Below are 13,393 nucleotides of genomic sequence, written 5' to 3'. Positions count from 1 at the left end.
CCCACACAGATTGTCTGATAAATTGTTAAAGAGCGTTGCAACTTAATCTTTCGATTTGAACCACTTTAGGTTCTTGTTGCGAGGTGACGTATATTACGTTTTTCTTTCAGAAAGTCAAGTGGTTATTTTCAACTTATCTTTCTTTTTCACCTCACTGTCACCGGGGTTTATTTTTCAAACCTCACCACCGAAGCGGTTTGCCGTGTCAGTGGATGCGCATTATAGGGAGTCAGAGAATTCTGGCAAGTGTTTTATTACATTTTTATTTTGTTCGCGTTTTTTTTAGCCAAAAGTGAGTTCATAAGGCAAATAGGTGCTGCATACTGACTATTTCTACAGCAATTATTGATTTACTCACGTAATATAGTTATCTCAGAATAGGTATTGAGACGAATTATGGAATTAAGTCAGCAACAAACAGCTTCGAAAAAAAACCTTTCTTCTATTATCGCAGCAGATCTTGGCCAACAGATATTAACAGGTAGCTATTTACCGGATTCAATTCTTCCAAGTGAATTTGAGTTGTCCGAAAAATTTCAAGCCAGCCGAACAGCAATAAGAGAAGCAATTAAAATTTTAGCCGCAAAAGGTATGTTGTTAGCGCGCCCACGAATTGGAACTCGCGTGATGCCGTCGGCAAATTGGAATTTTCTCGATCAAGAGTTGTTAAATTGGTGGATTAATAGCGAAGAGCAGTCAGTCGTCATTACACATTTTCAAATTGTGCGTCTCGCAATCGAACCGCAAGCTTGTTATCTTGCAGCCATGCATGCCAGCGAAGAACAAAAACAATCTTTACAGCTTTTCGCTAATGAAATGCTCTTACTTGCAAAAAATTTTGATAGGCAGCGTTGGGTAAAAGTGGATTATCTTTTTCATTTAACTATCTATGAAGCCTGTGCGAATCCTTTTTTAATTTCTTTTGCCAATTTGTTCCGGTCTGTTTATCAACGTTACTTCGATGCTATTACCATAAATGAAGTCATTAAAGTTGATATCCATCAACAACTCGCGAATGCCATAATTAATGGTAATAGTACTAACGCACTTGATTTCTGTTATAAGTTATTAAACATTACCCAAAAATAAACCTAACAAGATAACTACCCTCTATTGGGCTTTAACTTTTTAGATAGGTAACAAATGCTCAAAACAGCTAAGAATATGTCTGGCCTCCCGTGGATTGCTGCAATGGCTTTTTTTATGCAAGCGCTTGATGCCACCATTTTAAATACGGCTTTACCTGATATAGCCAAAAGTCTTAATCACTCGCCACTCGCCATGCAATCTGCAATTGTAAGTTATACATTAACTGTTGCATTGTTAATTCCGCTGAGTGGTTGGTTTGCCGATAGATTTGGTACTCGCCGTGTTTTTATTTTAGCTGTCTCATTATTCTCGTTAGGATCTTTGCTTTGTGCTCTGTCACCTACGCTTGATTTTTTAGTCGCCTCTCGCGTTATTCAAGGTGTGGGTGGTGCAATGATGATGCCAGTTGCACGACTCGCGTTAATTAGAGCTTATCCTCGAAGTGAATTACTACCTATTTTAAATTTTGTCACGATACCTGGCCTAATAGGCCCTATATTAGGCCCACTCTTAGGGGGCGTATTAGTGACCTATGCTACTTGGCATTGGATATTTATTATTAATATTCCTATTGGTGTTTTAGGTATTTTTTATGCTTTAAAACATATGCCTGATTTTAAAATGCCAAAACGCAAATTTGATACACTTGGATTTATTCTTTTCGGCTTTGGATTAGTCATGTTATCCATTAGCCTAGATTTGTTCAGTGACAAATCACTTTCCAACTATATTCCTATATCAATCGTCCTAGGTGGTTTTCTTTTCTTACTACTTTATATTGTTCATGCAAAACGAACTAAGCATGCCATTATTCCACTAAACCTATTTAAGACACGTACGTTTTCGATTGGTATCAGTGGTAACCTCGCAACACGTTTAGGAACAGGCAGTATTCCTTTCTTGATTCCCTTAATGTTACAAGTTGGTTTTGGGTACGAAGCTGTTGTTGCAGGTATGATGATGGCACCACTAGCAATTGGTTCGATCGTGGCTAAATCAGGTGTGACAAAAATTTTAACTAACTTTGGTTATAGAAAAACACTATTTCTTATCACCCTAATTATTGGCATTATGATTACACAGTTCGCTTTGCAATCACCCAATATGTCTATCTATTTACTTGTCATTCCTTTATTTGTTTTAGGTATGGCAATGTCGATTCAATTTACCGCGATGAATACTATCTGCTTAGCTGACTTAACGGATAACAATGCAAGCTCCGGTAACAGTATGCTTGCCGTCACTCAACAATTATCGATAAGTTTTGCAATTGCAGTAAGTGCAGCAATATTAAGTTATTACGATGCGCAGCCTAGTGGCAATACAGTAGATAATTTCCATTATACCTTTATCACTATTGGTGTGATTACCTTAGTTTCTGCTTTTGTATTTTTGCTGTTAAGTAAAACGGATGGCGATAACCTTATTAAAAGCAAAGTTAAAGCCTCCACAGATTAACTTTTTTTAACAGACTGGCGCTCAATCAACTTGGGCGTTAAGACTAATACTGTTGCATCAGCTTCAGGATTATCCATCCTATAAATAAGTTGATTCACAGCCTGTTGGCCTAATTTATCTTTTGGCTGATGAATAGTCGTTAAGGGCGGGATCATATAAGGTGACAAATCTATATCGTCATATCCAATAATTGATATATCTTCAGGTACTTTCATTCCCTTACGGAAAATAGCTTGATAGGCACCTACCGCCATCGCATCATTACCTGCAAAAATAGCTTGTGGTGGGTTGGGTAGTTCAAGCAATTTATTCATGGATTCAAACCCGCCAGCAAATTCAAAATCACTGAAAATAATATACTCTTCATTTATAGCTAAAGAAGCCTGCTTCATAGCTTCAATAAAACCTAAGTGGCGAGCGCGTGCTGGCGATTTATCTTGAGGTCCTGCAATGCAAGCAATCTGAGTAAAACCCGCATCAATTAAATAACGAGTCGCAATTTCACCACCAAGAAAAGAATTATCCTGGATCACATCGCCACCAAACTCAAACGGCGACCAATCCATCATTACCGTAGGCACTGAGGGATAACGAGAGAATATGTTCTTTGATGGACCTTGAACTTCAGTACACATAATCAGTAGGCCATCGACACGCTTTTGCAGCAAGGTTTCTAAACTATGATTCATACGCTGAAGATCGCCTTCAGTATTACATAGAATTAAACTATATCCACGCTCATAACAACTACGTTCCACACCTCGTACAACTTCGGCATAAAAAGGGTTATTACTTGTTGTTAACAGCATGCCAATAGTGTTGGTGCGATTCATTTTCAGGCTTCTGGCCAACGCAGAAGGGGCGTAGTTTAGCTCTTCAATCGCATTATTAACTCGCAATGTAATACTTTCGCTCACATAACGATTTTGGTTAATAACATGAGAAACAGTGGATGTTGACACGCCAGCAAGGCGAGCAACATCTTTCATTGTTGCCACAATTAGTCCTATTGAGTTAAAAATTCATCAATTTCATTGCGCCACGGTACAGAGGGTTGAGCACCAGAGCGAGTGACAGCAATAGCTGCCGCAGCATGAGCAAAAATAATCGCCTCTTCATCAGCCTTACCTTCAAGTAGCGCAGTCACATAGGCCCCATTAAATGTATCACCCGCGGCAATGGTGTCTACGGCTTTTACTTTAAATCCAGGGATTATTTTTCCTTTAGCCCCTTGCTCGCTATACCAAACACCCCGAGCACCTAATGTAATCATCACTTTACTAATACCTTTTTGATGTAAAACTTCAGCGGCAGCTTGGGCTCCCTGCTCATCATTAACTGCAATCCCCGTTAAATATTCAGCTTCAGTTTCATTTGGCGTAATAATATCAACCAATGCTAATAATGAATCAGGTAATGATTGGGCCGGAGCAGGATTAAGAATAACTTTTGTATTATTTTTTTGTGCAATTTCAGCGGCCATTTGTACAGCTTCTAGTGGTGATTCTAGTTGCATGAGTACAGCATCAGCATCAATAATTTTTTGTTGATAATTAACGAGTCGATTGATGGTGAGATGCCCATTTGCGCCAGCGTGGATGCCGATAACATTTTCACCCTGTTGATTGACATAAATGAGTGCAACACCGGTTGTTTCATCTTTAATTGCATCGATACATTCAATATTAATATTATCTGATTGAAGCTGTTTTTTAACGTTAGCACCGATATCATCATCACCGACACAAGCAATAAATGTTATGTCTGCACCACTTCGACCTGCGGCAACTGCTTGGTTAGCACCTTTACCGCCAAATGCGACTTGGTAATGGTTGCCCCTCACTGTTTCTCCGGGTTGAGGAAAATGTTGAACATTCAAAATATGATCAGCATTAATGCTACCTAAAACCACCAGCTTAGCTGTACCCATAACATTTATTTCCTTTTGGCACTTTTGAACCACAAATCGATTATTAACAATTAAGTAAACCGCCGCTATTAATAACAGCGTAGTAACGGCGGTAAACTCATCTTATTTTTTGATGACCAGCTCTAACTCTACAGGCACTGTTGGTTCAACTTTTTCGCCTTTTAAGACTTTATCGGCAATTTGAATTCCAACAATACCAATCTGATCAGGTCGTTGGGCAATCGTTGCGCCTAATTTTCCAAGCTCAACAGCTTTAATACCATCATTTGTTCCGTCAAATCCTACTACCAACACATCATCACGACCTGCTGTTTGTAATGCTCTTAATGCACCTAATGCCATTTCATCATTTTGAGCAAATACCGCTTGAACAGCAGGATGAGCCGTTAATAAGTTTTGCATTACATTCAGCCCTTTTGTTCTATCAAAATCTGCAGGCTGACTAGCTAATACATTAAATTTATGCTCTTTAGCACCAGTATTAAAACCTTCACCACGTTCACGCGCAGCTGAAGTCCCCGAAATACCTTCTAGTTGAATAACTTTTGCATCATTACCATTTTTTTGGGCAATGTAATCAGCGGCCATTTTTCCGCCCATACGGTTGTCGGAAGCAACATGACTGATAACATCGCCTTTATTTGCCGCGCGGTCGAGGGTAATAACCGGGATTTTTGCTTTGTTTGCCATAAGAATGGCATTTCCTACAGCGTCAGAATCTGTTGGATTAATTAGCATCAATTTTGTACCGCGCACAGTTAAATCCTGAACGTTTGCTAATTCTTTCGCTGGGTTATCTTGAGAATCTAAAACAATTAATTCATAACCCAGTTTATCCGCTTCTTTTTGGGCACTGTCTTTCATCGTCACAAAGAATGGATTATTTAAGGTAGAAATAACCAATGCAATATTATCTTTCGCCATTGCATTCACACTCACTGTCGCACAAAGTGCCACAGCAGATAACAATGTTGCTAATTTATTTAGTTTCATAATAATTTTCCTGAAATATGTAGGGTATATCGGATTACATTACTTTTTATTATCAACAAGTACCGCAAGTAAAATCACAACTGCTTTAACAATCATCTGATAGTTTGATGAAATACCGAGTAAATTTAACCCATTGTTTAAGAAGCCAAGAATAAGCGCACCGATTAACGTTCCAACAATGCGCCCTTTACCACCAGCAAGACTGGTTCCACCGAGCACTACAGCAGCAATAGCATCAAGTTCATATCCATTACCTGCCATTGGTTGAGCAGAAGAAAGTCGAGCAACTTCAATCACACTGGCTAATGCCGCTAATAAACCACACAATGCATAAACCATGATTTTAATACGATCAACATTAATTCCTGATAACCGTGTTGCTGATTCATTACCCCCTAACGCATAGATATAGCGCCCTAAACGGGTGTGATGCAGTAAATACCATGCCGCAGCAAAAACAATAATCATTAACCAAATGGGTGTCGGAATACCAAATGGGCGACCAATACCAAACCAACCAAATAATTCAGCATTATCAGTAAATCCAGTATTAATTGGGCTACCATCGGTATACACACGAGTCACACCGCGTAATAACAACATCATGACCAATGTGGCAATAAAAGCTTGAACCTTTCCTTTTGCGACAATAACGCCAGTACAGGCACCAATTGCAGCACCAAGAGCAAGTGCACCCGCGACAGCGACAAAAGCATTAACATCAGCGCCAACCATTGATGCAGCAACCGCACCAGTTAATGCCAAAAGTGAACCAACAGAAAGATCAATCCCTGATGTCAGAATGACTAGCGTCATTCCTACGGCCATAATGGCATTCACGGATGTTTGTTGAAGAATATTAAAGAAATTATTAACGGTAAAAAAATTAGGACTAAGTGTTGATACAATAGCAATTAAGACTAATAAAGCGATTAATGATTTTTGTTCCATCAGCCATGCTTTGCTAAACCAACGTTTTGATGATGCGGTAGTTGAACTCATACTGATAACTCCTGAACTGAGCCATAATTTTTACCCACTGCAGCAGCCATTAAGGCTTCCTGAGTTGCTTCTTTGCCTGTAAATTCACCACTAATATGGCCTTCATGCATAACCAAAATACGGTCACTCATTCCGATAACTTCAGGCATTTCTGATGAAACTAAAATGATGCTCAGCCCTTCTTTTTTGAATTGATTAATTAATTGGTAGATTTCTTTTTTAGCGCCCACATCAACGCCACGAGTAGGTTCATCAAGGATCAAAACCTTTGGTCTTGTCATCAATCCTCGAGCAATCGCGACTTTTTGTTGATTACCACCGGATAAATTACCGATAATTTGATCCATTGATGGGGTTTTAATATTAAATAAACGAATAAAGTCACCGACCGTTTGCTGTTCTTCGCCATGTTTAAGGCTACCGCCTGCTCGACTAAAATAACGAAGCGCGGTTAATGACATATTTTCTTTAACCGACATTCCAAGCACTAATCCATCACGCTTACGATCTTCTGAAATATAAACAATACCGTTGTTGAGCCCATCTTGTGGTGTTTTTAAGTTAACAGATTTACCTTCAAGATGAATTTCACCTGTTTTTTTGGTTGCTGCACCATAAACAATTTTCATTAATTCTGTGCGACCCGCTCCCATCAATCCAGAGATACCCAAAATCTCACCGCTTTTTAGTGAAAAACTTGCGTGAGTGACGCCAGGCCCTGACACATTATCAACCTGCAAACGAACCGCTCCCATAGGAACTTGAACTCTTGGATATTGGTCTTCAAGCTTACGGCCGACCATCATTTCGATTAAGTTTTCTTCTTTTAATTCGCTAACAGGTTTTTCACCAATGAATTGGCCATCACGAAAAACAGTAACGTCATCGCATATTTCAAAAATTTCTTTTAAACGATGAGAAATATAAACAATACCGCACCCTTGAGCCTTTAAGTCTTCAATCACACGAAATAAGGAAGCCGTTTCTGTATCCGTCAACGCATCTGTAGGTTCATCCATAATGATGACTTGCGATTGGAAGCTTAATACTTTTGCTATTTCAACCATTTGTTGTTCACCGATAGATAATTCGGCAATAATTTGGTGGCTGTCATAATCAAGATTGAGGCGTTTGAGTAATTTGTCTGATTCACTAAACATCTTTTTCCAATCAATTTTGCCAAATTTTCCGACAAACTCGCGACCTAAAAAAATATTCTCAGCAATCGTCAATTCAGGAATGAGGTTTAATTCTTGATGGATGATACCAATGCCAGCTTCTTGTGAACTTTTAGGACCATTAAAAATAATCTCTTTTCCAAGGTAACGGATCACCCCAGCATCTTTGTTGTAGATACCGGTTAAGACTTTCATCATAGTTGACTTACCCGCTCCATTTTCCCCCACCAGAGCCATCACTTTTCCTGGGTAAACTTTCAAAGCAGCACCAGAAAGCGCTTTTACACCAGGGAATGATTTATCAATTCCAATAAGTTCTAATAAAGGTTGCATAATCACCTCAGAAAGTTACACCTGAACAAAGGATAACGTTGGCAAAAGGTGAACACTCCCCTGTTCTCACCACAGCTTTGCTACCATGAGTCATTTGTTTAAAGCTTTCATGACTGCAATAAACAATTTCAATACTATTTCCTTGAGCTAATTCAAGTGCTTGTAGATGGACTAAAATGGCTTTTTCCATTTGTGGATTAACTGTTGTTATTTCGCCAGCAAGAATAGCTTTTTCTACCTGCATTTCTTGGGTTATCACACTTAGTACTGACATAAAGTCAGGTAAACCTTGTGTAATCGCCAAATCAATACGTTCAGGCCCTTGTGGGATAGGTAATCCCGCATCTGCCAATGTGATATGGTCGGTATGACCTAATTTCGCAATGACCGATACAATATTCGCATTCAGCAAAATACCCTTTTTCATTATTTCCTGCCATTTTTATTAGCGAAACGTTTCGCTCATCTAATAATAGTAAAGAATAACCACAACTCAATATTCTTATATGATATTTGTGATCGTCATCGAAACGTTTCGTTCACAAGAAAAAGAAACGAAAAACTAACATATTGAATTAATTAAGCTGAATCGTTTTAACTAAAACCATGATATAAAAAATCATATTTATAAAGTTCAATAAAACGACGTTTAACTTGGTGTATGCTGTAACCACATCAAAGAAAAACCGCAAAGCAGATTGCACAATAAATAAAAAAGAATTGATGAAATGAATCTATCAGTGTTAAGTAAGTGACATAACGATAAAGGAATAAATATGCAAATAGCGGAACGAATCGCGCAACTAAGTAACTACCTTGAAAGCGGTTTGTATGAACGTCAGCAAGCTATCCGTTTGTGTCTACTCGCCACACTGTGTGGGGAAAGTGTTTTTCTATTGGGGCCACCCGGTATTGCTAAAAGTTTGATCGCTAGACGAATGAAATTTGCCTTTCGTCATGCAAATGCCTTTGAATATTTAATGACGCGTTTTTCTACACCAGAAGAAATTTTTGGACCACTTTCAATACAAGCGTTAAAAGATGAAGGCCGCTATGAGCGACTAACCAAAGGTTATTTACCTGATTCAGAAGTGGTTTTTCTAGATGAAATTTGGAAAGCGGGCCCTGCCATTTTGAATACGTTATTAACCGCAGTTAATGAACGTAAATTTCGTAATGGTGACGAAGAAAAATCGATTCCGATGCGCTTATTAGTCACCGCATCAAATGAGCTTCCCGATGCAGATAATAGCCTTGAAGCTTTGTTTGACCGCATGTTAATACGAATTTGGCTTGATAAAGTGCAAGAAAAACAAAATTTTCGAGCACTACTTACTAGCAAATCTTCGTTTAATGAAGCATTGATGCCTGATCACCTTAAAATTAGTGATGATGAATACCATCAATGGCAAAAAGATATCCCTAAAATTACGCTACCCGATCATTGTTTTGAACTCATTTATCAACTGCGTGAACAGCTCGACTCAACAGATAAAAATCTTTATGTCTCTGATAGACGTTGGAAAAAAGCCGTTTACCTATTGCAAGCAAGTGCCTTTTTTAATGGACGAAATGCAGTTTCCCCACTTGATATAGTCTTACTCAAAGATTGTTTGTGGCATGACATGAAATCGATGAATACCTTACCTAATCTACTCAAATCAATATTACAAGAAGACGGTTGGCAGCAAAGAAAACTTGAACGAGAGATTGAACAAGTTTATTTACAATGGATGTCCTCCACTCAAGATCAAAATAATCAAGATGCTTTTAAAGTGAATAAAAACAATGCAATGTTTGCACGTAAAGCGTCTTATTTACTACCTGAAAATATTCGTGAAGGAAAAGTAACACTCTTTTTGCATCGACCATTGCAACTGCATAATATGAAGGTCACTTTTGTCACTACAGATACAAAAGCACTTTCAACCTTCCTAAATAAAGGGGCAACGTTGTCCGTTCACCTCAATGGAATTGGTTTCGCATTAGAAATTACCGCAGAGGTCAATAATTTAAATCAAGTTCAGCTATTGGATATTAGCCACCAATCATCAACTCTTTATTTACAAGAAAAAACAACAGCGGTTACTGATCTCACTGAGTGGTTAGATAAACTCGATAAAATTCAAAATGAAGTTCAATCAGCTCGCTATCAATTTGAAAAACAACAACCTAATTTATTTATAGAGACACATTGGCTAGCAGATATTGAAGAAAGTTTTATTAAGTTATCAGATAAACTCATTCAGTTGCGTAACAAAATTTCAGGTAAAGTGGCCGAATAATCATGTTAAGCCTAGCCACCCTAGATTTATTACTTTCAGTTAATGAAGGTCAATTAATAGAAGAGATAATTATTTCACTTCTTGCAACTCCTACATTAGCCGCTTTCTTTGAAAAACATCCCCGATTAAAAAAAGCACTATTAAAAGATTTATCAAGTTGGAAAAAAGATCTTAAACAAAAATTACAAGATGCAATGGTTCCCCAACAGCTGACTGAAGAGTTTTTACTTTACCAACAATGTCTTGGACTCGCCACAGATGCCTTTTTCTCTCAATTGCCCTCAGTAATAGATAAACTAAAACAAATTGATTCGCCTTTTTATACTGAAGCCAATCAATTACACAGTGGAAAAATTGAAAATAAAAGCGCTCGTCAGTCATTGTTTATCCAACGTTGGCGAGTCAATCTCATTTTACAAGTCACCACTTTACATAAAGAACTACTGGAACAAGAAAAAGAGCAATTATTAGCGGAACTACAACGAAGGCTAGCACTCAGTGGTAATTTAGAAGAAGTACTGGGGGAAAATGAACGAGCAGCAGGACGTTTATGGGATTTAAGCAAAGGGGTAAATGCCACATCTGCTTATAATGACCAATTATTAAATCGCTATAGTGATTTTTTACGTCAGCAACCAGAACTAGAAAAAATCGCGCAATTGTTAGGTCGAAGCCAATCAGCACGGGCAATTCTTGATGATAATGTTGTACTTGAACCAATGACTATTATGGAAAAAGTACCCGAAACGGTACCTGAACAAGTTAATGGTTTAGGTTTAAGTGATGATATTTTACGCTTATTACCCGCAGAATTAGCTATGTTAGGGCTCGAAGATATTGAATTTGAGTTTTACCGTAAATTATTAGAAAAACAATTGCTGACTTATCGCTTACAAGGGGAAAGCTGGCAAGAGCGGAAAGTATTGCGCCCTGTAGTTCACCATCAAGATGAAGAGCAGCCTCGGGGGCCTTTTATTGTCTGTATAGATACATCAGGATCAATGGGTGGACTCAATGAACGCTGCGCAAAAGCATTTTGCCTTGCGTTAATGAAAATTGCGCTGGCGGATAATCGATCATGCCACATTATGTTATTTTCAACACAAATTGTGCATTATGATCTGCTTAGTGCTGATGGGTTAGAGCAATGCATTCAATTTTTACATCAAACCTTTCGTGGCGGAACAGATCTCGCTGGCTGCTTACAAGAAACTGTCATTAAATTAGAGTCAAAGCAATGGATTGATGCAGATGCAGTAGTAATTTCTGATTTTGTTGCCCAACGTTTACCTGATGATTTAATCCAAAAAATAAAATCTCTTCAAAAAGTTGGGAAATACCGCTTCCATGCGGTATCAGTATCAAATTATGGGAAGCCCGGCATCATGAAGATATTTGATCATATCTGGCGCTTTGATACCGGGTTAAAAAGCAGACTGCTACGCCGTTTTAGTCGCTAATATACTTAATTCTACAGTTTAATCAGTCTATTATTAAAGCATTCCTTCAACAGACTCTTCCATATCTGGCGCCCAAACACCGCATTGTACTTGGCCGATGTGCTGGCGTTGCAGAAGTAGCATTACTAAGCGTGATTGACCAATACCACCACCAATAGTTTGTGGCATTTCACCTTTAACTAATGCTTGGTGCCATTCTAGCTCCATGCGTTTTTCGTCATGCGTTAGACCTAATTGGCGCGTTAAGCACTCAGGACTAACACGAATTCCCATTGAAGATAATTCAAATGCATCTTGTAAAACAGGGTTCCAAACAAGGATGTCACCGTTTAGACCACAAAAACCGTCTTCATTTTTAGTTGTCCAGTCATCATAGTCTGGTGCACGTACGTCATGTGACTCCCCGCTAGATAGTTTTCCACCTATACCGATAAGGAATACAGCACCTAATTCTTTCGCAATAGCACGTTCACGGCCTTTAGCGTCTAAATCAGGGTAACGTTGTAATAGCTCTTCACTGTGGATAAAGTGAATTTGGTCTGGCAGGAACGGTGCCAGTCCAAACTCTTTACTTACGGCAGCTTCTGTTTCTTTTATTGCCTTGTATATTTTACCCACTGTCTGTTTCAGATAAGGAAGCGTACGTTCCTCATCTGCCATCACTTTTTCCCAATCCCACTGATCAACATAGACAGAATGGATTGGTGTTAAGCGATCCTCGTCCGGGCGCAACGCTTTCATATGAGTGTAAAGTCCTTGGCCTTCGCTAAAACCAAAACGACCTAAGGTTTTGCGTTTCCATTTAGCCAAAGAGTGAACAACTTCAAAGGTTGCGCCTGGAATTGATTTCACTTTTACTTGAACGGCTTTTTCGCTGCCTGATAAGTTATCTTGAGTACCATCACCTAAACGACTTAGGATAGGACCTTGAACTTCAATCAGACCAAGTTCTTTTTCAAGTAAACGTGAGAAATAAGATTTAACAAAACTAATTTGCTGCTGATGTTCGATAAATGACTTGTCCATAATATTACCCATAATTTGTTTGCTGTATTAGCTGATGTATAGATTAAGCAACAAAATGAGGTATAAATTCAATATCCATCGGTAAAAAAAGCCATTGTTGTTTATTTTAGATAATAAAAAGGGTATAAAAATGAATATTCATCAAAATGGAGGGTAAATAATGCCTGAAAATTATCAAATCGATAATCTCGATCGTGACATACTTCACGAATTAATGAGAAATGCACGTATGCCTTATGCTGAATTGGCCAAAAAATTCGCTGTCAGTCCAGGAACTATTCATGTACGTGTTGAGAAAATGAAGCAATCGGGGATCATTAAAGGAACTCGTATTGATATTAGTGAAAAACAACTTGGTTTTGATGTCTGTTGCTTTATTGGCATTATTTTGAAAAGTGCAAAAGATTATCATACTGCATTAAAAAAATTAGATGCCTTAGAAGAAGTGGTTGAGGTTTATTACACAACAGGTCAATACAGTATTTTTATCAAGGTCATGTGTCGATCTATTGATTCCCTTCAAGATGTACTTATCAACAAAATTCAAACCATAGATGAAATTCAATCTACAGAAACGCTGATCTCCTTGCAGAACCCCATTATGCGCACGATATGCCCTTAGAAAAAAAATACTATAAC

General features: G+C 38.3%; 12 protein-coding genes. 5 read left to right on the top strand and 7 right to left on the bottom strand.

The genetic code is table 11. The features are described from left to right. Window positions 1–396: 396 nt before the first annotated feature. Both ACTH6U_RS08340 and mdtD read left to right on the top strand, forming a co-directional pair. Window positions 397–1,089, top strand: a complete 693-nt coding sequence (locus tag ACTH6U_RS08340) for a FadR/GntR family transcriptional regulator (protein ID WP_294102573.1) — start codon at window positions 397–399, stop codon at window positions 1,087–1,089. A gap of 54 nt (window positions 1,090–1,143) precedes the next feature. Continuing rightward, the gene (mdtD, locus tag ACTH6U_RS08335; RefSeq protein ID WP_441831995.1) at window positions 1,144–2,547 is read left to right on the top strand and encodes a multidrug transporter subunit MdtD; all 1,404 of its coding nucleotides are present in this window, start codon (window positions 1,144–1,146) and stop codon (window positions 2,545–2,547) included. On the opposite strand, the gene rbsR is transcribed toward mdtD, so the two are convergent. From rbsR to rbsD, 6 genes are all read right to left on the bottom strand, one after another. Beyond that, on the bottom strand, window positions 2,544–3,545 hold the full coding sequence (gene rbsR, locus ACTH6U_RS08330) for a ribose operon transcriptional repressor RbsR (protein WP_441831994.1): 1,002 nt from the start codon (window positions 3,543–3,545) through the stop codon (window positions 2,544–2,546). The genes mdtD and rbsR overlap by 4 nt on opposite strands. Before the next feature lie 8 nt (window positions 3,546–3,553). Further along, window positions 3,554–4,477: a ribokinase gene (gene rbsK / locus ACTH6U_RS08325; RefSeq protein WP_441829603.1), complete on the bottom strand. Its 924-nt coding sequence runs from the start codon at window positions 4,475–4,477 to the stop codon at window positions 3,554–3,556. A gap of 102 nt (window positions 4,478–4,579) precedes the next feature. Continuing rightward, window positions 4,580–5,470 (bottom strand): ribose ABC transporter substrate-binding protein RbsB, encoded by an 891-nt coding sequence (gene rbsB, locus ACTH6U_RS08320; protein ID WP_434720540.1) that lies wholly within the window; start codon window positions 5,468–5,470, stop codon window positions 4,580–4,582. Between the two features lie 39 nt (window positions 5,471–5,509). Beyond that, window positions 5,510–6,472 (bottom strand): ribose ABC transporter permease, encoded by a 963-nt coding sequence (rbsC, locus tag ACTH6U_RS08315; protein ID WP_441831993.1) that lies wholly within the window; start codon window positions 6,470–6,472, stop codon window positions 5,510–5,512. Then, complete coding sequence (gene rbsA, locus ACTH6U_RS08310) at window positions 6,469–7,983, bottom strand: ribose ABC transporter ATP-binding protein RbsA (protein ID WP_336428682.1); 1,515 nt, start codon at window positions 7,981–7,983, stop codon at window positions 6,469–6,471. Before rbsA ends, rbsC begins: the two co-directional genes overlap by 4 nt. 7 nt (window positions 7,984–7,990) lie before the next feature. Further along, window positions 7,991–8,410, bottom strand: a complete 420-nt coding sequence (gene rbsD / locus ACTH6U_RS08305; protein WP_441831992.1) for a D-ribose pyranase — start codon at window positions 8,408–8,410, stop codon at window positions 7,991–7,993. A gap of 349 nt (window positions 8,411–8,759) precedes the next feature. Here rbsD and ravA point away from each other — a divergent pair, with 349 nt between their 5' ends. Beyond that, window positions 8,760–10,268 carry an ATPase RavA gene (ravA, locus tag ACTH6U_RS08300; RefSeq protein ID WP_434720538.1) on the top strand — a complete coding sequence of 503 codons (1,509 nt, stop codon included), beginning with the start codon at window positions 8,760–8,762 and terminating at the stop codon, window positions 10,266–10,268. A 2-nt stretch (window positions 10,269–10,270) separates the two neighbouring features. Then, window positions 10,271–11,728: an ATPase RavA stimulator ViaA gene (gene viaA, locus ACTH6U_RS08295; protein ID WP_294102565.1), complete on the top strand. Its 1,458-nt coding sequence runs from the start codon at window positions 10,271–10,273 to the stop codon at window positions 11,726–11,728. A 33-nt stretch (window positions 11,729–11,761) separates the two neighbouring features. Here the strand turns inward: viaA and asnA are convergent, their stop codons facing one another. After that, window positions 11,762–12,754: an aspartate--ammonia ligase gene (gene asnA, locus ACTH6U_RS08290; RefSeq protein WP_294102564.1), complete on the bottom strand. Its 993-nt coding sequence runs from the start codon at window positions 12,752–12,754 to the stop codon at window positions 11,762–11,764. Window positions 12,755–12,914: 160 nt separating this feature from the next. On the opposite strand from asnA, the gene asnC reads away from it, so the two are divergent. Continuing rightward, on the top strand, window positions 12,915–13,376 hold the full coding sequence (gene asnC, locus ACTH6U_RS08285) for a transcriptional regulator AsnC (protein WP_294102563.1): 462 nt from the start codon (window positions 12,915–12,917) through the stop codon (window positions 13,374–13,376). Window positions 13,377–13,393 lie beyond the last annotated feature (17 nt).

Origin of the sequence: Providencia sp. (assembly GCF_052096715.1) — a bacterium.
Taxonomy (GTDB): domain Bacteria; phylum Pseudomonadota; class Gammaproteobacteria; order Enterobacterales; family Enterobacteriaceae; genus Providencia.
The sequence above is the reverse complement of the archived record's forward strand: the minus strand, read 5'-3'. Positions and strand labels throughout refer to the sequence as shown.

Excerpts from the sequence above, each read along its gene's own strand:
- mdtD (WP_441831995.1), top strand. The coding sequence starts at position 1,144 with ATGCTCAAAACAGCTAAGAATATGTCTGGCCTCCCGTGGATTGCTGCA.
- rbsK (WP_441829603.1), bottom strand. The coding sequence starts at position 4,477 with ATGGGTACAGCTAAGCTGGTGGTTTTAGGTAGCATTAATGCTGATCAT.
- rbsC (WP_441831993.1), bottom strand. The coding sequence starts at position 6,472 with ATGAGTTCAACTACCGCATCATCAAAACGTTGGTTTAGCAAAGCATGG.
- ACTH6U_RS08340 (WP_294102573.1), top strand. The coding sequence starts at position 397 with ATGGAATTAAGTCAGCAACAAACAGCTTCGAAAAAAAACCTTTCTTCT.
- rbsB (WP_434720540.1), bottom strand. The coding sequence starts at position 5,470 with ATGAAACTAAATAAATTAGCAACATTGTTATCTGCTGTGGCACTTTGT.
- rbsD (WP_441831992.1), bottom strand. The coding sequence starts at position 8,410 with ATGAAAAAGGGTATTTTGCTGAATGCGAATATTGTATCGGTCATTGCG.
- asnA (WP_294102564.1), bottom strand. The coding sequence starts at position 12,754 with ATGGACAAGTCATTTATCGAACATCAGCAGCAAATTAGTTTTGTTAAA.
- asnC (WP_294102563.1), top strand. The coding sequence starts at position 12,915 with ATGCCTGAAAATTATCAAATCGATAATCTCGATCGTGACATACTTCAC.
- rbsA (WP_336428682.1), bottom strand. The coding sequence starts at position 7,983 with ATGCAACCTTTATTAGAACTTATTGGAATTGATAAATCATTCCCTGGT.
- ravA (WP_434720538.1), top strand. The coding sequence starts at position 8,760 with ATGCAAATAGCGGAACGAATCGCGCAACTAAGTAACTACCTTGAAAGC.
- viaA (WP_294102565.1), top strand. The coding sequence starts at position 10,271 with ATGTTAAGCCTAGCCACCCTAGATTTATTACTTTCAGTTAATGAAGGT.